Annotated in this window: 18 protein-coding genes and 1 riboswitch; of the genes, 7 read left to right on the top strand and 11 right to left on the bottom strand. The window is 51.5% G+C overall.

The annotated features are described in order from the left end of the window. Nucleotides 1-35: 35 nt before the first annotated feature. Nucleotides 36-881 (bottom strand): undecaprenyl-diphosphate phosphatase, encoded by an 846-nt coding sequence (locus UNDKW_RS17955; RefSeq protein WP_162059800.1) that lies wholly within the window; start codon nt 879-881, stop codon nt 36-38. A 253-nt stretch (nt 882-1134) separates the two neighbouring features. Here UNDKW_RS17955 and UNDKW_RS17950 point away from each other — a divergent pair, with 253 nt between their 5' ends. After that, nucleotides 1135-1848 (top strand): hypothetical protein, encoded by a 714-nt coding sequence (locus UNDKW_RS17950; protein WP_162059799.1) that lies wholly within the window; start codon nt 1135-1137, stop codon nt 1846-1848. A 77-nt stretch (nt 1849-1925) separates the two neighbouring features. Beyond that, nucleotides 1926-2501: a hypothetical protein gene (locus tag UNDKW_RS17945; protein WP_162059798.1), complete on the top strand. Its 576-nt coding sequence runs from the start codon at nt 1926-1928 to the stop codon at nt 2499-2501. A 92-nt stretch (nt 2502-2593) separates the two neighbouring features. Here UNDKW_RS17945 and UNDKW_RS17940 read toward each other — a convergent pair whose 3' ends face one another. From UNDKW_RS17940 to UNDKW_RS17915, 6 genes are all read right to left on the bottom strand, one after another. Continuing rightward, nucleotides 2594-4318: a methyl-accepting chemotaxis protein gene (locus tag UNDKW_RS17940; protein ID WP_162059797.1), complete on the bottom strand. Its 1725-nt coding sequence runs from the start codon at nt 4316-4318 to the stop codon at nt 2594-2596. Nucleotides 4319-4679: 361 nt separating this feature from the next. Next, entirely contained in the window at nt 4680-5483 is an 804-nt protein-coding gene (locus tag UNDKW_RS17935) for an ornithine carbamoyltransferase (RefSeq protein WP_162059796.1), read from the bottom strand. Nucleotides 5484-5494: 11 nt separating this feature from the next. Next, complete coding sequence (locus tag UNDKW_RS17930; RefSeq protein ID WP_162059795.1) at nt 5495-5770, bottom strand: YkgJ family cysteine cluster protein; 276 nt, start codon at nt 5768-5770, stop codon at nt 5495-5497. Nucleotides 5771-5796: 26 nt separating this feature from the next. Continuing rightward, the gene (locus UNDKW_RS17925) at nt 5797-6183 is read right to left on the bottom strand and encodes a hypothetical protein (RefSeq protein WP_162059794.1); all 387 of its coding nucleotides are present in this window, start codon (nt 6181-6183) and stop codon (nt 5797-5799) included. Between the two features lie 212 nt (nt 6184-6395). Next, nucleotides 6396-6983 carry a C39 family peptidase gene (locus tag UNDKW_RS17920; protein WP_162059793.1) on the bottom strand — a complete coding sequence of 196 codons (588 nt, stop codon included), beginning with the start codon at nt 6981-6983 and terminating at the stop codon, nt 6396-6398. A 44-nt stretch (nt 6984-7027) separates the two neighbouring features. Further along, entirely contained in the window at nt 7028-7777 is a 750-nt protein-coding gene (locus UNDKW_RS17915; protein ID WP_174247604.1) for a hypothetical protein, read from the bottom strand. Between the two features lie 617 nt (nt 7778-8394). After that, a riboswitch (glycine riboswitch) is annotated at nt 8395-8491 on the bottom strand. A gap of 203 nt (nt 8492-8694) precedes the next feature. On the opposite strand from UNDKW_RS17915, the gene UNDKW_RS17910 reads away from it, so the two are divergent. Both UNDKW_RS17910 and UNDKW_RS17905 read left to right on the top strand, forming a co-directional pair. Next, entirely contained in the window at nt 8695-10119 is a 1425-nt protein-coding gene (locus tag UNDKW_RS17910) for a M48 family metallopeptidase (protein WP_162059792.1), read from the top strand. Nucleotides 10120-10287: 168 nt separating this feature from the next. Continuing rightward, on the top strand, nt 10288-11169 hold the full coding sequence (locus UNDKW_RS17905) for a hypothetical protein (protein ID WP_162059791.1): 882 nt from the start codon (nt 10288-10290) through the stop codon (nt 11167-11169). A 22-nt stretch (nt 11170-11191) separates the two neighbouring features. Here UNDKW_RS17905 and dacB read toward each other — a convergent pair whose 3' ends face one another. Next, complete coding sequence (dacB, locus tag UNDKW_RS17900; protein WP_162059790.1) at nt 11192-12697, bottom strand: D-alanyl-D-alanine carboxypeptidase/D-alanyl-D-alanine-endopeptidase; 1506 nt, start codon at nt 12695-12697, stop codon at nt 11192-11194. Between the two features lie 305 nt (nt 12698-13002). On the opposite strand from dacB, the gene UNDKW_RS17895 reads away from it, so the two are divergent. Beyond that, the gene (locus UNDKW_RS17895; RefSeq protein WP_162059789.1) at nt 13003-14976 is read left to right on the top strand and encodes a U32 family peptidase; all 1974 of its coding nucleotides are present in this window, start codon (nt 13003-13005) and stop codon (nt 14974-14976) included. Between the two features lie 313 nt (nt 14977-15289). Here the strand turns inward: UNDKW_RS17895 and UNDKW_RS17890 are convergent, their stop codons facing one another. Continuing rightward, a complete protein-coding gene (locus tag UNDKW_RS17890; RefSeq protein ID WP_162059788.1) occupies nt 15290-15685 on the bottom strand; it encodes a hypothetical protein in 396 nt (131 codons plus the stop codon). 256 nt (nt 15686-15941) lie between these two features. Here UNDKW_RS17890 and UNDKW_RS17885 point away from each other — a divergent pair, with 256 nt between their 5' ends. Beyond that, a complete protein-coding gene (locus UNDKW_RS17885) occupies nt 15942-16157 on the top strand; it encodes a hypothetical protein (protein ID WP_162059787.1) in 216 nt (71 codons plus the stop codon). A gap of 97 nt (nt 16158-16254) precedes the next feature. On the opposite strand, the gene UNDKW_RS17880 is transcribed toward UNDKW_RS17885, so the two are convergent. Together UNDKW_RS17880 and UNDKW_RS17875 are read right to left on the bottom strand one after the other, a co-directional pair. Then, nucleotides 16255-17478 (bottom strand): ArgE/DapE family deacylase, encoded by a 1224-nt coding sequence (locus UNDKW_RS17880; RefSeq protein WP_162059786.1) that lies wholly within the window; start codon nt 17476-17478, stop codon nt 16255-16257. Between the two features lie 43 nt (nt 17479-17521). Beyond that, complete coding sequence (locus tag UNDKW_RS17875) at nt 17522-18781, bottom strand: allantoate amidohydrolase (protein ID WP_162059785.1); 1260 nt, start codon at nt 18779-18781, stop codon at nt 17522-17524. A gap of 303 nt (nt 18782-19084) precedes the next feature. Between UNDKW_RS17875 and UNDKW_RS17870 the strand changes: the two genes are divergently transcribed. Continuing rightward, nucleotides 19085-20401, top strand: coding sequence for a C4-dicarboxylate transporter DctA (locus tag UNDKW_RS17870; RefSeq protein ID WP_162059784.1), 1317 nt, complete (start codon nt 19085-19087; stop codon nt 20399-20401). Nucleotides 20402-20487 lie beyond the last annotated feature (86 nt).

Raw genomic sequence — 20487 nt, 5'->3', positions numbered from 1 at the left:
GTACTTACCTCTGTTGTCACTTCAGTTATCACCTATCAGTCTGCCCAGGTAATCGCGCCAGTGTAGGCGGTAATCAGGATCATGATACCAAAGGCGATACGGTACCAGGCAAACACATTGAAATTATGCGAGCTGATATAACGCAGCAACCAGCGCACGCAAAAGAATGCCGAGATAAAGGCGGCAACCGTACCCAGGCTGAACATGGGCAAATCTGCCATCGACAAATCTTCACGCGCCTTGTACAGCGAATACACGGTGGCACCCAGCAGTGTCGGTATCGCCAGGAAGAATGAGAATTCAGTGGCTGCCTTGCGCGACAGGCCAAACAGCATGCCGCCTATGATGGTCGCACCAGAACGGCTGGTACCGGGGATCAGGGCCAGCGATTGCGCCAGGCCTATTTTGAGGGCATCGAGCAGACTCATGTCATCGACAGTCTGTATGCGCGCATGGCTGCTGTCGTGAGTGTCCGCTCCCGCATGCTTGCGTTCAACAAACAGAATGATGATGCCGCCTATGATGAAGGCCAGGGCAACCGGTACCGGTGCAAACAGGACAGCCTTGATTTTTTTGGAAAACAGCAAACCCAGTACTGCTGCCGGCAAGAAGGCGACGATGAGGTTAAGCGCAAACTTGCGGGCTTTGGGATCGTTGCCCAGGCCGCCTACGACACTGGCGATCTTGGCACGGTACTCCCAGCACACCGCAAAAATTGCTCCTGCCTGTATGACGATCTCAAATACTTTTTGCTTCTCGCCGGTGAAATTCAGCAAACTGCCTGTCAGTATCAGGTGGCCGGTAGAGGAGATGGGCAAAAATTCCGTCAAGCCTTCGACGATACCCATAATGATGACTTTGACGGCGAGTAGTAGATCCATAAAAACACAAAAATAAGGAAGTTTTAGTCGGGACGAAGCTTAGCATGTCGCCCGCCACACCTGCTTGGAAATTTGCTGGCGACAGCCAGTGTTCAATTGTATTTATTTGCAGGATAGCCATATTTGAACATTTGCCAGATGGCAGCAGCCTGCACCATAAGTGCCGTATTTTAGTACTTTATCTAATTTCATTGTCACTAAAATGAAGCATCGCGATACTTCAGCATGTTTAATGATGATGGCTTGATTTCGCATGTCCCTGCAACCCAAACGATATACCGCATTTTGCCAGCATGGCCGCGCCGCCAGCCTGCACGCGCTTGTGGCGTTGAGTTTGATTCTTGGACTGAGTGCCTGCAGCACGACCACCATGCCAGCACCGCCCGCTCAGGCTGGAGCAAGTATGGAAGGCGGCGTGGATACCGTTCTGACGGAATACCGCAGTAACCAGGTTGAGGTCACGCTAGTGCGGCAACAGTATGTCTGGCGTTTGCCAGACGCCAACCAGCATCTGGCGCAATTTGCTCACCACATCCAGGTCGATGGCACTGTGCCCGCCCGTTTGCAGGAATTTGTAGTCACCTATAGCAAAGCGCAGCACCTGCCGCGCAATACGCCTGCAGACAGCGCCTCGATGAGCGCGAGCCTGCTTGACCAGGTACAGATCAGCAGGAATGGCAGGTTCATGGTGAGTGAAAGCATATCGCCGGTGTTTACCGGCAAGCAAAGTTACCGCCGCCTGGAAGCGGCCAGTCTCAAGGTCGGCAATGACACCTATGTGCTGACCGTGGCCAACGGCTTTTTACACAGGCCCATGTGGCTGGCGATATTTGCGGCAGATGGCAACCCCGTCTATCGCATAGGTCTGCCTCACGGGCACTGGCAATTAACGGAGCATGCTGACGGTATTTCCATCGTCGATACCTCGGGTTCTGGCAGGCGTTTGCTGATCAGGCCTGAGCACTAATGAAGAGCAGGCCAGGTGCAGGCCTGCTAACAAAGCGCATGCGCTTTGTCCTGTTTGCTTGCTTAAGTATGAGTTGTATGAATTTGAGTGGCTGTTTCATCGCATTGCCTGTCATTGGCGGCGGAATTGCCGGTGCCGGGCGCGACAGCGATGCAGTCAGGGCAGAAGCCTGGAATTACCCTGAATTTAAGGAGAAAGATGTGCAAACCGAAACTACCCAGCGAGTAAGCAACAAGATGCGCACTGACCGCAACAATTATTTTGCCGACTTTGCCGACCATGTGCACGTACGCCGCAATACGCCTACCAGGATGGGGTCGTTTGAATTCAATTTTGTGCGCTCTGGCACCGACAATGGCGTACTGATCCAGGTCTATCATGATGGCCTGCGCATCATGCTGGAACGCATACCCTCTGCTTTTTACATGGGCGAGCTGCAAGCCAGCGAAGTACAGATAGGCGGGCGCGACTACCTTTTGCTGGCGGCTAATTCCCGCACCAGCACCCAGCGCATGTGGTTTGGTATCTTCCGCCCGGATGGCAGCAAGCTGTATGCCGCCAGCCTGGAACAGTCAGTCGTGCGCGTCATTCAAAATGATGACGGCATCTCGTTGTTCTTTTTGAGTGGTGATTCCATGCGCATCAAGATTTGATCTCAGGATTGAGGGATTTACAAAAAACGGGTAGCAGGAAATTCAATTTTCCAGTCCAGACCAGCTAATTTGCTGGTCTGGATATTCTGTAATTAAAACTCTTCCCAATCCTGTTCAACTGCCTTTGCTTTTCTTTGCGGTATCTGGCGGATTTGTGCTCTGGCGGCATTTGCCGCGTTACCTGACTTGTCAGCGGCCCTGGCAATCACTGGCGGGCGTGGGGACGCCACAGGGCGGCCAGTTTGTACTGCGGGTTTTTGTGCCTGCGCCATGATCTGGAACTGGGATACCAGTTCGGACAACTTGCTTGATTGTTCGCGCATGCTCTCCGCTGCTGCGGCTGCTTCTTCTACCAGGGCAGCATTTTGCTGGGTCATTTCATCCATTTGGGTAACGGCCAGGTTCACTTGTTCGATACCGGCACTTTGTTCCTGGCTGGCTGCGGTGATTTCACTCATGATGTCGGCCACATGCTGGACGCTGGAGACGATGTCTGTCATGGTCTGGCCAGCAGTATCAACCAGCTTGCTGCCATGCTCGACCTTGCCCACCGAGTCATCAATGAGGTGTTTGATTTCTTTGGCAGCAGATGCGCTGCGTTGCGCCAGGTTACGCACTTCGGTCGCTACCACTGCAAAACCACGGCCTTGTTCACCAGCGCGGGCTGCTTCAACTGCAGCGTTCAAGGCCAGGATATTTGTCTGGAAGGCGATGCCGTCAATGACAGAAATAATATCGACAATCTTGCGCGAGCTCTCCTTGATTGAGCCCATGGTCTCCACCACTTGTCCAACCACTTCGCCACCCTTGACGGCCACGCCGGATGCCGAGATCACCAGTTGATTGGCCTGGCGCGCATTGTCCGCATTTTGCCTGACGGTAGAGGTCAGCTCTTCCATGGATGAGGCGGTTTCTTCCAGTGAGCTGGCTTGTGATTCCGTGCGGGATGACAGGTCAGCATTGCCAGAGGCAATTTCTGCCGCTGCCACATTGATGGTCTCGGTGCCATGGCGCACATTACCAATAACACTGCTGAGGCCAGTGTTGATGCCATTGATGGCATGCATCATCTTGCCGATTTCGTCATTCAGCTTGATCTCTATGGTCTCACTCAGATCTCCCTGGGCCATTTTCTCGGCAACTGCCGTGGCTCTGGCCAGAGGGCGGGTAATCGAGATTGTCATCAGCCAGGCGCACAGCACTGACAACGCTGCGGCAATCACCGACAGTACAATCAAGAGAATGCGGCTGGTTTGATACGTCTGCTGGATTTCAGCCGACATTTCGTCTATCTGTTTGCGTTGCAGGCTCAGCATTTCTTCTATTTTTTTGACATACAGTGCCGCCGCAGGAATAAAGCCTTTTTCCAGCGCCTCATTGGCTTCATCGACCTTGCCATCTTTTTTGAGGGCAACCACGGTATTGCGGGTACTCAGGTAAGTCTGGCGTTGTTCGCCGATTTCTTTGAAGAGGGCCACTTCGTCAGCGCTTTTCATATGCTCGGCAATACCTTTTTGCAGCAGGCCAGAGACACGGGTGGATTCTTCCTGTTCTGCTGCAAAGAAGGTCGCCAGTGAGGGATCGGTGCTCTTCGCAATCGCTGTGGTGCGGCGAACGCCTGTGTGAATATTGCGGTACCAGTCACTGATCATGCGCTCAGTTGCCAGCGGGTCTTTCAATAAATCGTCTGCCGCCGCCGCAACGGTATTGAGTTTGATGATGGCAACCAGCGTAGTCACGAAGAACAGGGAGAGGATAAGGACAAAGCCAAAGCCTAAGCGCTTACCCACCGAGAGGTGTTTGAACAGAGAGGTCATAGATTTTCTATTTGTTGTCGTAAGACAAATTGAAAATGCAGACCTGTGCACTGAGGTACAGTTTGCTTAATGGCCTGCATCATGAAGATTGGAAATATAATTTCCATATAGCAATTATACTTTGAAGTAATAAGCTGATTGTATGAAGTTTGTATGACTTTAATGCAAATTCCTATAAAAATTGTTGCTTATGCTATAGCCAAATCTTATACGCTTACAAGCCTGATGACATGCTAATCCATCGTATCACCAAGATTTGTAACATATATTTTAGGTGAAAATTTACAAAAATCCATATTGATATGAGGGTTTTGCCACATCAGTTGAGAAATATCTAAAAGTGATGTCAAGATAGTCTGGATCATAACTTTTTATGATTTAGTAAATAGAACAGCATGGCTTTTTGTACTGGCAGGAGCAGGTTCTTTTGCCGGTAGCCAGTAAAGCCAGCGTAGCTGACCGGGTCAAAGGCAATTTCCCTGCCTATGGTAAATGGTGGTGTTGGCAACAAATGCGGCATTCCCATTTGTTCAAGATGTCCGGTAGTCAATGACCAGTCTGCATTTGCATAGCTCTCGGGCCAGCCATCGGTGATGACGATATCAAAGCTGGATTCAATCGATGAGGCATAGCGGACGTTCGGTTTTGCTTCATGAAAGGCAGCCTCACATAGCTGCGTGACCTGAAAGCCCATGACCACCGCCAATTCATGCCAGGACCGCATAACATTGGTGGGCGGGCCCCAAAGGCATATTCTCGCCTGCTGTATCGGCGCGATTGCCTGATTCACATAATACGCATCCGTCAATACCTCGCAAGGGTGACCCTGGCTCGACAGTGCATTGACAACAGCGCGGCAGCTATTACCGGCAAATTCCGCCAGGCGCTCATGGTTGCGTTCGCGTATGACATAGATGTCGTAAAAGTCATCAAGATAGGCGGCCAGGTCTGTCGTTCTCTCCGCTGTCTTCAGCAAATTGGGCAATTCAACAAAACGCAGGCCCAGTTCCTGGAAAGCCTGTATGAAGCTGGTACGCGTGCGTATGCCATTGCCCTCAAACGACCAGGCGACACGCCCCTCGATACGCATGTCCTGACGTTCTGCCAGTTCCCAGATGCTGGCAATATCATTCGCAGTTAAGTCAGATATGTGAATGAGGCTCATACTTCTTTGTTTTATGAAATGGCAGGAGCAGTTGCAAGTTCAAGCTGTGTCAGAAAAAACATGGCTTGTTCACGTCTGTCCCCACACATTTCCACCGAAGCACGCAAGCCTGAGCAAACTGCAGGGCGACTGGCCAGGCCAAAAATCTTGCAGGCCAGATTTTCATCCAGTTGTATGCAGGGCACGCCCGCGGGTTTGCCATCCGGCATGCCAGGTATGGGGCTGCTGATGGATGGCGCGATGCAGCAGGCGGCGCAATGGGGGCGGCAGGAAAAAGTAGTACTCATGCGCGCATTGTAAAGTATGCGGGCAGTTACTCGCGATAAGTATGTAATTTCAGTATTTCTGACACACCTGGTCTGGTGTGTTTTTCTATTGGATTTTCATGCGGAAGGTCATGCGGATGATGGTATTCACCTGAATCGAAAGTAAGAAAAATAGAAAACGCAGGCTCTGGAATATTGATTTCAGTATCGAAAAAAGGCGCAGTTGTCATGATATTGAACAGGTGATTCATCACGGCATCACAGTCTTCATAAGTATAGCGCTGCTCATGAAAGCCCCGGGCTACCTCAAGGGAAAACTGATTGAAAAAGAATTCATGGCTAATTTGAGTTGTACCGCAATACAAAAGGATTTCGTCCGCTGTTGGCTTATCTTCTTGTGTGGTCGAAGATTCGACCAAAGCTTTGATACTCATATCGACTTGGTGTTGAAAAATTGCCTGATTTGGAATTGACAGGTGATGCCAATGGTCGGAAATTGAGGCGCTGATTATGTTCCAGTATATGTTGTTATCTGAATCACAGTCAAAATATGTTCCTGTGGTTTGTCTTGAACAGTGTTGAGTTATGGACTGGAGGTGGCGTTCCCTGCACCCCCAGTCAATTTACTGCATCAGTATTTTAAACATCAACCACTGATATTCATGCGCTGCGTATGCGTCCACTGATGATCATAGTCGGACACGGCAGAGCCATAAGTCCGGTAGGTTTTGCCTTCGCCTGGCCATGGGTTCATGATGTAGATATAGTTGGTGCCGTTATACACCTCATAGCCAGTACCGACCATGATATGGCCGCCGCCATTGGTCCAGCCATAGCGGATGACGAAAGGGCGGTTGGCATTGATGTCGTTGACCACCGTGTTCCATGATGATGCATAGTTATAGGCAGTATTTGGCACGCCCCAATGTGCCAGGATGTTTTGTACGCTGCCGCCGCTACCGTACATGGAGTTGGGCTGGTTGGCGTTGCTGTTCCAGTTAAAGTTGGTATTGCCGCAAGCATAGTTCAGACCATAAGCCCAGTTCACTATCTGGCACTGGCTGGGATTTTGATTATAAAAACTCAGCAAGGCCTTGCTGCTGCCTGCCCAGCACCACTGGCTGTGTTCTTGCGTGACCAGCGGTACATTCAATGCGCGGTATTGCGCGTAAGCGCTGGGTATGCCCAGCATTGCTCCCAAGACGAGTATGAGCTTTAACAGATTTTTTTTCATGATATCACCGTATTTATTGTAGGTATATTCAACTGGATTTTGGCTTAGCGAAAGCTGTCGATATTGCGCTTGACGCTGATGCGCAAAGGTTCAAGGATGTCGCTTTGCTCGAGCAAACCGTTGTTGGCAGATTGAGTGCCGAGTCTTTCACTGCGCTGTTGCAGCAGCAAATTCTGGCGGGCGGCTTGCAAGGGCGCAAAGCGGGCACGAGCATCGGTAGGCGAGACTACTTCCAGAAAATCCGACATGGCCTGATACACGCGAATGAAGCGCAGGTTGGAGCGTGTGCTGTTGCCATGCACTGCAATCGCTGCATCGACATCCTTGGCCAGCACTGCGCCGCCATACGAAATTACACCCCAGCGCCCGTTGTTTTGCCGCAGGGTTGCCAGTCCTATCGGTGTGTCGTTGAGGGTGATGACAAAGCGCCATTCACCGGTCGCTTTTGCCATGCTGCGTAAATCACCGCGACCTGTCATGACATCTTGCGGCGGCAGGCTATAAACTGGAAACCCATAGCCTATCTTCGCGTCCTTGAGGTCTTGCACATCATTGACTTCGAGCGGGAATTCAGACGGCAAAGTGCCGCCACGTCGCTGTACATTGAACTGTACAAATTCAGCAAAATCGCGTTGTGCAGCAGCGCTGACCAGGCGGGCCTGATCGCTTGTTCCACCAATATCGCTAGCCAGATTTTGTGCCAATAATGCAGGGCTGGCTACAGCGCAACTGATGCTGACAATCAAAGCAGCCAGGGTGGATTTTTTGAATCTTGAAACAGGGTGAAAATGCATGATGATTTACTCCTTGGTTGGTTTGTGACTTGCTTGAGACAATAGCTCGCCCATTCAAGCGGATTGGGCGGCTTGAAACATGGCATGGCTGAGCATGCCGGACAACATTCCCGCGCAAACGGGAATAGGGGATCCGCTTATAGAGCGGTTCAGAACTCTATAATCAGAATTTTTATGAAAAAGAAATTGCGCTGGTCAGCGTCAACAATGAATGTGACTACACTGCGGTCGCATATCGTGAGAGTGCAAAAGGCCTGTGGTGATTGTAGTGATTAAAGTGATACTGAGATCATCTTTGTAGCAAGGACCATCAAGGCTGGCTGTTTGTTGAGCGTCGTTCATGTTTTTGAACTCGGTTTTGCAATCAGTGTAAAACCCGGTTTTATAGATGGACAGCGCGCAGGCGGCCGCCATCGCGGTGACAGTGTCACCGTTCAAATGGATGAATTTCATGGTAAGCAGACTCCAGACGTCAAAGGGATGTCCGTGCGCAGTTACGCAACGGATACCCCCTCTGTCCTGGACCTGAGAGATTTCGCCTGCTGCCATGGGTAAGGCGGCAATGCTTGCTCCTTCGGTGTGCTGGGCGACGCAATCCAGCCGCTCTTCAGAGTTTGAAAACAATAACGGTCCTTTTGCCTGAGAGTTTCCGGGGCGGTTGCTCCTTCGGCGCTGCCACAATCTTTATTTGGCAGTCTCTCCCGATATTGTTTGATGTGCTGTGCTCAACCTGTTGTGCAAGTTGTAGAAATGAGCATAGTGCACACATTATCCATTTGCAAATCATTTTTGATGTCAATAGGATTATTTTTTTGTTTTGATTGAATCTGTGATTTGTATCCAACATGCGCAAGCACGCTTGGCGTTTGTCGGTCTGTCGGGCTATGATTGGTATACAAAAATCTGAGTTGTCATCCATGCCTGATCATTTATCCAGCAAGTCCCATCTAAAAGAAGTTTCATACCTGAGCAAACTTGGCCTTGCCTGCGCCATGGTATTGAGTTTTGCTGCTACGCAGGTTCAGGCACAAACCAAACCGGCTACGCCAATTGCGGCGAACGAAAAAGTGAAGGAGAGCGCATGGCTGTCTGATTCTGCCCTGACGCAACTGCTGCAAAAAATGGTGGAAAGCCGCTTCATGCCCTATAAGGTCGTCGGGCAAAAAAATGACAAGGACTTGCTCAGCTATAAAGCCTACTTCCATCCTTTTCCCAGGGATATGGAGAGATTCTATTCATACTGGGGCATGACCACAGTATGGTATGTCGCCCGTAAGAACAGCATGGCGCAAGAGGGCTTTCAAGAAATATGGCACCAGTCTTTCCGCGATGCCGGTAATACTGAATTACATCAGGTCGTATGGTTAAAAAGCTCAACAGAAAATCCTGAACTGCAAAAACTGGGCAGCAATTATGCCGATGAAGAACATGAACAAAACATCCTGGTGGGCATGTTATGGCGCGGCGAATTCAAAAAGCTGGACATTGCACTCGATAGTGCTTTTGCACAAAACAAGGCTGGCAGGCTTAAATCAAATACCCTTTATAAACGCTTTGCTACTTTGTCGCGCCTGGACAAAGACTTTCAAAAGCAGTTTGATACCTGGCTAAAATCCAGCACCTATGGCTATGCTTCACTCGCACGTGGCATGTTCTTGCAACAGCAGGCATGGGATGCGCGCGGTGATAAACTGGCTGCTGAGACCAGCAAAAAACAGTTTGCTGAGTTTCATCAATTATCCAGCCTGGCAAGAGTCGATCTGACGAAAGCCAATGAAAAAATAAAATCATGCAGTATCTGTGCAGGTGAGTTAATCACCAGTAACAGGGCACTCAGTATCAAAGACGGTGATGATGTATTGCTAAAAATCGCCCTGCAAAATGACCCCACCCTGTATTCACCGGTATATGCCTGCCTGAGCAAATTGTTGCCGCAGTGGGGCGGTTCTTTTTCTGAGATGGAGACCTTCATCGGCAACATCAGAAAAACCACCGGCGATGAAATACTGGTCGATGATTTGAAATCACGTCTTTGCTATTACCGCGGCATCGCCATTTATCGCGAAGACCAGGAAGGTGCCCGCACCTGGTTTGAGCGCGGCCTCAACAGTCAGCCATATCAGTTACTGGTCAATGAACTGGCCCTGCTGTACGCCAAAAAGAACAGCCACAAACAAGCCATCGCCCTGTTGGAAAAGAGCATGGCAAATGGCAATGAATGGGATATCTACACTCTCGAAGCCCTGGCACAGTCATACTTTGCGCTGGGCATGCAGACCAAGGGGGACAAGCTCATTGCCAAGCGGGATGAGGCTGTGAGGCGGTTCAAGAATGGAGAGTAGGGGCTTTGTGTTCTTCTGGCCTGGGTGAGCGGGCTAAAACCATACTTAGTCCATCAAACAACCTTCAATCACTGCCTATCAGTTAAAATCCAGACTGCCTCATCGAGAAGAATTTCCCTTGTGCAATTAACCTGGCGCTTCATTTACTCCCCTGCTTACGCAGTACTCATGCTATCCCTGTGCATGCTGGTGGCCTGCGCCCGCAATGAGTCAGTGCAAACGCTGGAGCAGCGCGATCTCATGCGCCTGGTGTTCAAGGGCTGGGATATCAATGACGACAAAGACATCATCAGGACACCGCAACTAAAGGCAGAGTTGCCAGCGTCGATTCCCTCGACAACCCAACTGGCATTGCGCATGCATGCCCTGCATGTACAAAAACTCGATGCAGACACGGCTGTCCTGCTGGTCAAGGGCGAGCCACTTGCATCGGGTTTGCCCAATTTGATTGCCGCGTACTGGTTCAAACGCCGTGGTGAGGCCTGGTCACTGACCAATCGTCAGGATGTGGTTGAATGGCTGGCTGCCAACGGTCGCATCAGCAAGACCAGCATGGTGGAATTATTCCCCGGTGACTTTGCCATGGCAATAGAACATAGCCATGTAGAAAAAAACGAAGTCCATGTCTGGTTGCGTTTGTTGCGCATAGAAGCAGACAAGATCACCCCATTGTTTGACAAAGGCCAGGATGTCGATCTGGTCAAGCATGTAGAGAGTGGCCCAGAATGTGAAAGCATGATGCGCCCCGGCAAAGGCAAGCATCCACGCCTGCACCTGCATGAAAACGAACAAGACCCGCCGCATTGCTATGACTACCTGGCCAAATGGGAGCTCGCCCCCGGCATCGCCGCACCTGGCCCGCTCATCGTCGAATTTGCAGGTAAAACTTACGGTTACCGCCAGGTTAGCCGAATGACCGACAGTGCAGGTGAACGCACCAACAGCTATGACTTTGTCATTACTGCGCAAAAGGGCAAGAAGAAGCTGGTTTTTGATGCTGATACGCAGAAGTATGTCGTGGTCAATGACAAGCCGGTCAAAACCAAATAGGCGCAGTGGATCGCAGTGAAATTTATGGGCGACCTGCCGCCACCCATGTAATCAATTCGTCCAAAGCAGCTTTTGCCTTGACAGCTTCATCATGATTGATCATCGCCGCCACTATCCATTGCTGGTCATTGATATCCCTGACATAACCGGCAATCGCCACCACATCTTTCAAGGTGCCGGTCTTGATGCGCGCGCGTAATTCTGCCGGCCCACCTTTGAGACGACGGCGCATGGTGCCATCCATGGAGGCCACCGGCAGGCTGCTGGCAAATTCTGCATACCAGTTGCTGCGGGCGGCCACCTGCAATAAACCCGCCATTTGTTGTGGGCTGATACGTTCAATTCGTGAAAGGCCGGAACCATTTTCCAGCACCAGCCCGGCATCGTTGATACCCTGCCTGAACAACCATTGCCTGATACGTGCGTCCGCTGCCTGCAGGTTAGTCATGCCCTGCTTGTTGGCGGATTCTGCGCCCAGAGTCAGGTACAGCATGCGCGCCATGACATTGTCAGACTGCTTGTTGATGATGCGCAGAATGTCTGCCAGTGGCTCGGACTGGCGCTCTGCCAATACCGTGGCCGAGGCGGGTGTCTTGCCATCGCGCACTTCACCCTGCCAGGTACCACCCATCTCTTGCCATAGCGCGCGTATCAGGTGCGCAAGATACTGGTTGCGGTCAAGGATGTTGATATTGTTCGTGATCTTGCAACGCTTGGGGAAGCCGCCGTTGAGCGTGATTTCCAGCCCGGCTTTGGTGGTCTGACGCAGTGGTTTTTTACTGGCTGGCGCGTTTGGATTATCTGTCTCGGGATCTTCCGCCATGTTGTTGACAGTCTCTATCACAGGCGGCTGCCATTCGGTCTCCCAGGCAGAGCAGGGCAGCTCATTAAAGTGCAGGTGATTAACGATCTTGACCTTGTCCAGCGGCGTGTTCAGACGAGCTTCTATCTTGTCCGTCGTTGATTCCAGAGAGATGCTGCTGAGGTTGCTGTTGACCAGCAGTGCATCAGGTATGACGTTGTAATAAGCATCAGGGAATTCATCGAATTGTGCTGCACCTATATCTGGCCGCTCAGGCTGGAAATAACTGCGGTCAAGAATGATGTCACCACGCAGGCGTCGCAAGCCCTGGTTGCGCAGGCTACGCAACATGCTGCCCAGTTTTTCTATCGTCAGGTTGGGCTCACCACCACCACGCAGGTAGAGGTTGCCAGTGTAGATGTCTTTCTTGCTGCTCTTGTCGGCCAGTATCTGCGTTTTCCAGCGAAAGGTCGGCCCCAGTTCTTCGAGTGCCACGATAGTTGTCACCAGCTTCATCGCCGATGCCGGGTTCATGGGCCGGTCTGCGGCCTGCAACAAGACTGGCTGGCCTCCACTGGCAGGCATGACGATTGCGCTGAATGCCTGGACCGGCACATTGGTTCTGCTGAATGCGGCTTCGACAGTAGTCGGCAAACCGGCCTGTGCGAAAGCAAAAGCAGGTAGCAAGGGTAAAACGGACAAAAGGCAGGCAGGAGCTAAGCGCATAGATACAGTAGTGGTGACATTGAGCCATATTGTAGAGCAGGCAAGAAAGGGAAACAGGAAAGCGTTCTTTTTGTGCAATGAAATTTTGTCTGCGCCACATATCTTCTGGTTATTTGCCCGTCTTGATCTACACTGCAAAAGATAAAAATCAGGCTTCAATATTGATGGAAACCCAAGAAAGCAGCTTTGCCAACGCAAATATTGCTTAATCAACATTCAATTAATACTGGGTTGCAGCAGCAAATATGACATAAGCCCTTGATTTCCTTTATAATTTCGCCCTTTCCCTGTCACCGGCCACCACCATGAGCTTGCTTGTCAACCAGACCGAACTGTTATCGCCCGCCAAAACTGTAGAAATAGGCCGCGAAGCGATCTTGCATGGTGCTGATGCCGTGTATATCGGTGGCCCTTCGTTTGGTGCGCGTCACAATGCCAGTAATGAAGTCAGTGAGATCGCCAGCCTGGTGGAATTTGCCCACCGCTATCATGCGCGCATCTTCGTGACCATGAATACCATCCTGCATGATTCAGAACTGGAACCGGCAAGGAAGCAGATACACCAGTTGTATGATGCCGGCGTCGATGCCCTCATCGTGCAAGACATGGGCATACTGGAACTCGATATCCCACCTATACAGTTGCATGCCAGCACACAGTGCGATATCCGTGGTGTGGAAAAAGCCAAATTCCTTGGCGATGTCGGCTTCTCGCAATTGGTGCTGGCGCGTGAACTGACGATCAAACAGATACAGGCCATCAAGGCGCAGGTTGCCACGCCGCTGGAATATTTTATTCACGGCGCATTGTGCGTTGCCTTCTCTGGCCAATGCTATATCTCGCATGCCGACAATGGCCGCAGCGCCAACCGTGGCGATTGCTCGCAAGCCTGCCGCCTGCCTTATACCCTCAGCGATGGCGAGGGCAGGGTAGTCGCCTATGAAAAACATCTGCTGTCGATGAAAGACAATGACCAGAGCCGCAATCTCGAAGCCTTGCTCGATGCAGGCGTGCAGTCATTGAAGATAGAAGGCCGCTACAAGGACATGGGCTATGTCAAGAACATCACAGCCCATTACCGCTTGCTGCTGGATGAAATTTTAGAGCGCCGACCAGAATTCACGCGTGCTTCCAGCGGCCATAGCCAGGTTGCCTTCACACCTAACGTTGATAAAAACTTCCACCGTGGTCATACCGATTATTTTGCCAATGGCCGCCTCGATGACATAGGCGCATTCGACTCACCCAAATATGTAGGCTTGCACCTCGGTTATGTCACCCGCCTGGCTGCCAACTTCTTTGAGATCGAAGCCAATGAACCCATGTCGAATGGCGATGGCCTCAACTATATGGTCAAGCGCGAAGTCGCGGGCATACAGGCCAATACCGTAGAACGCGTAGGCGCATCAGAGAATGGCGAAATCTGGCGCGTCTTCCCGAATGAAAAAATGGCTGAGCTGACTGGTTTAAAAGTCGGTACGCTGATCAATCGCAACCGCGATCATCGCTGGGAACATGCGTTGACCAAAAAATCCGCTGAGCGCCGCATTCCTGTCTATATGACTTTGACAGAACAGGCTGATGGATTGCTGCTGAAGATTACCGATGAAGATGGCGTGACTTCTGAAGTCAGCACGCAACTCGCACTGGAACCGGCACAAAACCGCGACAAGGCAGAAGCAGGCCTGCGCGACAACCTCGCCAAGCTCGGCAACACCATGTTTGAGGCTGCCCAGGTCAATCTCGATTTGCAACAGCCATGGTTCGTACCATCATCAGTCATCAACGCCCTGCGCCGTGATGCGGTGGCTGCACATGAGGCTGCACGTCTAGCCGCATGGCAGCGCCCTGAACGCACACTGGCAGTCGAACCGCCAGTCGCCTATCCAGAAACCACCCTGAGCTACCTCGCCAACGTGTACAACCACAAGGCCCGCAGCTTCTATGAAAAACACGCCGTACAACTGATCGCCGCCGCCTACGAATCACATGAAGAACCGGGCGAAGTATCGCTGATGATCACCAAGCACTGCCTGCGCTTCTCCTTCAACCTCTGCCCCAAACAGGCCAAGGGTGTGCAAGGCGTACAAGGCCAGGTCAAGGCCGAACCCATGACCCTGGTCACCGGTGAAGAAAAATACACACTCAAATTTGATTGCAAGCCGTGTGAGATGCACATCATAGGCGCAATGAAAAAGCACATCCTGCAGGCACCACCGCCATCATCAGTGCCATATAGTACCGTGACCTTTCATAAGAACAGACCGCAGACGGTATGATGGTTTAGTGGATGGAAATTGCAGGCTCAAAAAGTAGAAATGCTTTTTGGGCCTTTCTTCTATTGTGGGTCAGGGTTTGTGAAAATTCTGGCGAGTGGCACGTCGCATCGATGTGATAAGCTGGAACAAGCTTTTTGCATCAGCTTTTATCGTCACTATTTTTGCCACTTTTTTGTCACTTAAGGAGAAGCTACGGTGCTCATTAAATTCAAGTTGAAAAGCCTGGTTTGCGCATGTGTGACATTCAGCCTGCTCCAGCCAGCATTTTCTGCAGAGATTTGCCCACGCCGGGATGCTTCTTTTCCCCTCTCGGTTATAGTCTTCGACGGTACACCAGAAGATCGATGTCGCTGATTTCGGTCAGCTTGCTCCAGAATTCCATGCCCGCTTCTTCAGCATTGGCCTTGTCGCGTATGCTGGCAATGCTGCTCAGGGATTTATCAGTTTCTATCTTCAGCAGGTGCGCTTCTACAGCGCTGGAAAGTTTGTCTTCACCTTGCTTTACATCCTGCTTTTCAGTCAGATAAAGCGCGTAGTTGCCAGACTGGTCGCCATAGCAGTAATGCTTGAACACCGGCAGGAGGATGCCGGATTTTTTCAATGTTTCTGCCTGTAGCAGGCGTGCATCAGCACAGGTGGCTTTGCTATCCTTACCCTGGCCAAAAGCGAGCGCAGGTAATAGGAAAAACAGGGGGAGCAGATATTTCATGGCAGCAGTTGGTGCTATTCGCGCCTTATTGATTCTTTGATCAGGGCGCTTAGCTTAGCAAGAAAACTCTGTAACACGTGTATTACTTTGTTGCAGTAACAGTTTTTGCCAGTACTCTGCTTCCCGGCCTTGCTGTTCACCAGACCAGGGTGGGGGCATGACAAATGTCATGCAATACTGCTTACAGCCGCTACTTATGCACCTGACTTTGCTTCCCTATACTGGAGACTCCATCAACCAAGCAAGGAAAAGTGCCATGTCTGACATACTCTCTTACTCCCAAATCGTTCCCCTCGGTGCATTTGCTGTTGCCATCGCTTACTCGGTCTGCCATGCATGGATCAAGACCAGCCAGCACGAGACTGAACTGCAACAGCGTACTATGGAACATCAGGAAAAGATGAAAGCAATGGAGTTGGAAATTGCCCGTAGCCAGGCAGTAGCTGCTGACAGAAAAAATCAGTTAGCCTGAGTCAAACACATGTACCCGGCCAGCATGCATGCGATACACATACAGTGTGATCGCATGCCTGTTGAGTTTGATTTAGCTTAACAAGTGCAACCCGGCATCACACCAATAAATCCGCCAGACTACGCGCAATGACCTTGGTGGCCTTGCGTAAATCTTCCAGGTTCAAACGCTCATCTGCCCGTTTCGCATGGGACTCCAGCACGGTACGTGGCCCAGCACCATAGATAACACCAGGTATGCCCGCTTCCGAGAACAGACGCACATCGGTATAGAGCGGCGTACCCAGCGCGGGAATCGCTTCACCAAACACAGTCCCACCATGTTTTTGTATTGCCTCTACCAAAGGCGCATTGCCCGGCAATGGCCGCATGGAATTTGCCAGCAAGATGCGTTTTACATCAACGCTGATGCCGGGCAACTCAGCGGCGGTATCGCTGATGACTTTGCGCAAAGTCGCTTCGACTTCTGCCGGACTTTCTTCCGGTATCATGCGGCGGTCGAGTTTGAACGTGACACGGCCAGGAATGACATTGGTATTCGTGCCACCCTCTATCGTGCCCACATTCAGGTAAGGATGAGTAATACCTTCCACTTTCGAGGTAACCTGTTTGTACAGCATGTTTTGCGCATACAGGGCATTCAGGATTTTCACTGCAGCCTGCAGGGCATCAACGCCAGAGTCAGGGATTGCGGCATGCGCCATCTTGCCATGCACCGTCACTTCCATCTGCAAACAGCCGTTATGCGCTGTGATGACCTGGTAAGAAAAACCTGCAGCTATCATCAGGTCAGGCTTGATCAGATTGTGCTTGAGCATCCAGCCCGGGCCGACTTCGCCACCGAATTCTTCATCATAAGTAAATAACAACTCCAGCGTACCCGCCTTTGGTTTGGCAACCGCTTCGAGGGCGCGCAAGGCAAAGGTATAAGTCGAAAAATCGCATTTGCTGACAGCCGTGGCGCGGCCATAGATGTTGCCGTTTTCTATTTCACCACCATAAGGGTTTTTGGTCCAGCCTTCGCCAGGTGGCACGACGTCGCCATGGGCATTCAGCAGCACGGTCTTGCCGGGGCCGTACTGGCGACGTACCAGGAGATTCGTGATGCTTTGCAGGCCAGCGTCTTTGACTTCGCTATCTGGCACAGCATGTTTTTCTGCGCTGATGCCCATGTCTTGCAAGAGATCTGCAGTACGTTCTGCATGGGGAGCATTATTGCCGGGTGGGGTATCGGTAGGCACACGTATCAGTTCTTGCAGGAATTTGACTTGCTCGTCAAAGTGCGCATCTACCCAGGCGTCGAGTTGTTCGTAGTTGTTCATGGTGGAGAGCTTTCTTGGTGGGTGTTGAGTGTGATTGGGCGTGTTATTTTTCACGCTTCGATTGAAAGTGTTCAACAAAATGGGCAAAGGCTTGCGCAGCGAGTGCGGCATCTTCTGTCGTCATGATTTCATCCGGGTGATGGCTGATGCCGCCATTGCCGCAGCGTACAAACAGCATGGCAACATCGCAGATGGCGGCCATTGCCATCGCATCATGTCCGGCACCTGAGGGCAGGTGACGCAGCGGTACATCGCAATCAGTAATGGAATCAGCCAGTTGCTGTTGTAGCCAAGGCGCACAAGGCACGCTGGCAGCTTCATGGGTTTTTCGCAAATTGAAATGCACCTTGCGGCGTGCTGCGATGCGCTCGATTTGCGCCAGCACATCGGCCACGGCCTGTTCGCGTACCACATCTTGCTCAGCACGTATGTCTATGGAAAATACCGCCTTGCCAGGCACCACATTGGCCGCACCATTTGGTACATTGAATTGCCCAACCGTGCCAACCAGGCCAGGTATGCCCTGGCAGCGCTGTTCTATATACAGACCGATTTCTGCTGCGGCCATGGCGGCATCACGGCGCATGCCCATGGGGGATGTGCCTGCATGCCCTGCCAGCCCTTCCACCTCGACCATATAGCGGGTGGCACCGGATATTGCAGTGACCACACCCAGCGCCAAACTTTCATTAAGCAAGACTGGGCCTTGTTCTATATGAACTTCGACAAAGCCCAGTACGCTGGCCGGGTCATACGCAGCCTTGGCCAGCCCGGCTGGGTGAAAGCCTGAAGCCGTCATCACTTCGCGCATGCTCGCGCCGCTATCATCCAGATTATCCAGCACGGCCATATCAAACGTGCCTGCGGCGGCGCGGCTGCCCAGCAGCGTGGCTTTGAAGCGCACACCTTCTTCTTCTGCAAAACCGATGATCTCTATCGCGAACGGGAAGCGCTTGCCCGCCGCATGCCATTGCTCTACACAGGCCAGTGGCAGCAAGATGCCCAGGTTGCCGTCATATTTGCCCGCATTGCGCACCGTATCAAAATGCGAGCCGGTCAGCAGGGCGGGGGCGTCGGGTTCCAGGCCTTCATAACGGCCTATGACATTGCCTGCCATATCGCGCCGCACATTCATGCCGGCAGCGCACATCCATTCAGCCAGTTGCGCGGCGGCACTGTGGTGCTCGGCGGTCAGGTAAGTGCGCGTCAACATGCCCGGTGTTTCGGTATGTTGCGCCAATACGTCAGCCCTGCTCATGATTTGCGAGCCACAACTCGCGTAGGAATGCATCTTGCTCGACATGCTGGTCTCCTCCTTTGTTAGGTATCTTGTACAGGCTTCATAGTGAGCTGTGGCTGTCCCGGCTTGTCTTGTTATGTATGCCGCATTTACCTGGTCGTGAGAGCTGCCGATTTACCTGTTTTTTTGGATTCTACTATTGAATTCATTTATTGCATACAAAAATTGGATGCAGTATATTTGATTTCAGATCGCTTCCTGAAAAGCTGGCTTGATGGTGAGGTCTGCAAGAATTTTCGTCTATTTATCAATGAGTTGGAGTTGAATTTCAGTAAGTAATAATAACCAGTCAATCAGGAGGTAATCGTGCAGCGTATCTACAAATCACTTTTTGGCCAGGTGCTTATCGCCCTGGTAGCCGGGATACTGATAGGGGTCTTGTACCCCAGCTTTGGCGTCAGCCTCAAACCCATAGGCGATGGCTTTATCAAACTGATCAAGATGATCATCCCCATGATCGTTTTTTGCGTCGTTGTCCATGGCATTTATGGTGCAGGCGAGCTCAAGAAAGTAGGGCGCGTCGGCCTCAAGGCGCTGATCTACTTTGAAGTGGTGACTACCATTGCACTGGTATTGGGCCTGGCACTGGCTTTCATCTTCCACCCCGGTGAGGGCATGAACATCGTCCCCGCCTCGCTTGATGCCAGCACCCTGGGCACTTATGTCGATAATGCCAACAAGGTCAAAAGTGCAGGCTTTGCCGAATTTGTCATGAAGATCATCCCGACCACCGTGGTCAGCGCCTTTACCTCGGGTGACGTGTTGCAGGTCTTGCTGTTTTCGCTGATCTTTGGTTGCGCCCTGTCACTGGTCGGTGAAAAAGCCCGCCCCATCGCCAACATGATCAGTAGTTTGTCAGAAGTGTTTTTCAAGTGCATGTCCTTCATCATCAAGCTCGCACCTTTGGGCGTGTTTGGTGCCATTGCCTTCACTGTGGGCAAATATGGGGTGGGTTCATTGAAGCAACTGGGTTTGCTGGTGATCTTGTTTTACGCTGCCGTCATCATTTTTGTATTTGTCATCCTGGGCGGGATATTGAAAGTCGCTGGCTTCAATATCTTCAAATTCATCAAATACCTGCGTGAAGAATTGCTGGTAGTGCTGGCGACAGCATCGTCTGACTCTGTCTTGCCACAAGTGATGAAAAAGCTGGAATACATGGGCATCAAGGACACCACTGTTGGCCTGGTGATACCCACCGGCTATTCCATCAACCTTGACGCGTTTTCCATCTACCTGACACTGGCCGCCGTATTCATCGCCCAGGCCACCAATACCCCGCTGGCGTTCTCAGATTTGCTGGCGATACTGGCGATTGCCCTGGTCACTTCCAAAGGCGCACATGGCGTACCCGGCTCGGCCATCGTCATCCTGGCCGCCACCCTGTCTGCCATACCGGCCATACCGGTAGTAGGCCTCGTACTGGTGCTGTCAGTCGATTGGTTCATCGGCATCGCCCGCGCCCTAGGCAACCTGATCGGTAACTGCGTTGCTACCGTGGTCGTGGCAGCGTGGGAGAAAGACATAGACAGAAGCCGTGCCCATGCAGTCTTGAATGGTGATACTGCAGCGATTGCCAGTTATGATCTGGCGAATAGCAAGGCAGAGCTGGTGGTGGGATGATGCAGTTTTTCATGCACTGACTGCGCCAGGTCAAGCTTAATGCAACAAACATAACGCCCAAAGGCCAAAATCTTTGGGCGTTGTGC

The sequence above is a fragment of the Undibacterium sp. KW1 genome (assembly GCF_009937955.1).
Classification (GTDB): Bacteria; Pseudomonadota; Gammaproteobacteria; order Burkholderiales; family Burkholderiaceae_D; genus Undibacterium.
The sequence above is the reverse complement of the archived record's forward strand: the minus strand, read 5'-3'. Positions and strand labels throughout refer to the sequence as shown.

Coding starts and splice junctions, on each gene's coding strand:
- UNDKW_RS17895 (WP_162059789.1), top strand. CDS start 13,003: ATGAGCTTGCTTGTCAACCAGACCGAACTGTTATCGCCCGCCAAAACT.
- UNDKW_RS17935 (WP_162059796.1), bottom strand. CDS start 5,483: ATGAGCCTCATTCACATATCTGACTTAACTGCGAATGATATTGCCAGC.
- UNDKW_RS17910 (WP_162059792.1), top strand. CDS start 8,695: ATGCCTGATCATTTATCCAGCAAGTCCCATCTAAAAGAAGTTTCATAC.
- UNDKW_RS17875 (WP_162059785.1), bottom strand. CDS start 18,781: ATGTCGAGCAAGATGCATTCCTACGCGAGTTGTGGCTCGCAAATCATG.
- UNDKW_RS17925 (WP_162059794.1), bottom strand. CDS start 6,183: ATGAGTATCAAAGCTTTGGTCGAATCTTCGACCACACAAGAAGATAAG.
- UNDKW_RS17915 (WP_174247604.1), bottom strand. CDS start 7,777: ATGCATTTTCACCCTGTTTCAAGATTCAAAAAATCCACCCTGGCTGCT.
- UNDKW_RS17885 (WP_162059787.1), top strand. CDS start 15,942: ATGTCTGACATACTCTCTTACTCCCAAATCGTTCCCCTCGGTGCATTT.
- dacB (WP_162059790.1), bottom strand. CDS start 12,697: ATGCGCTTAGCTCCTGCCTGCCTTTTGTCCGTTTTACCCTTGCTACCT.
- UNDKW_RS17905 (WP_162059791.1), top strand. CDS start 10,288: ATGCTATCCCTGTGCATGCTGGTGGCCTGCGCCCGCAATGAGTCAGTG.
- UNDKW_RS17940 (WP_162059797.1), bottom strand. CDS start 4,318: ATGACCTCTCTGTTCAAACACCTCTCGGTGGGTAAGCGCTTAGGCTTT.
- UNDKW_RS17930 (WP_162059795.1), bottom strand. CDS start 5,770: ATGAGTACTACTTTTTCCTGCCGCCCCCATTGCGCCGCCTGCTGCATC.
- UNDKW_RS17945 (WP_162059798.1), top strand. CDS start 1,926: ATGAATTTGAGTGGCTGTTTCATCGCATTGCCTGTCATTGGCGGCGGA.
- UNDKW_RS17920 (WP_162059793.1), bottom strand. CDS start 6,983: ATGAAAAAAAATCTGTTAAAGCTCATACTCGTCTTGGGAGCAATGCTG.
- UNDKW_RS17880 (WP_162059786.1), bottom strand. CDS start 17,478: ATGAACAACTACGAACAACTCGACGCCTGGGTAGATGCGCACTTTGAC.
- UNDKW_RS17955 (WP_162059800.1), bottom strand. CDS start 881: ATGGATCTACTACTCGCCGTCAAAGTCATCATTATGGGTATCGTCGAA.
- UNDKW_RS17890 (WP_162059788.1), bottom strand. CDS start 15,685: ATGAAATATCTGCTCCCCCTGTTTTTCCTATTACCTGCGCTCGCTTTT.
- UNDKW_RS17950 (WP_162059799.1), top strand. CDS start 1,135: ATGTCCCTGCAACCCAAACGATATACCGCATTTTGCCAGCATGGCCGC.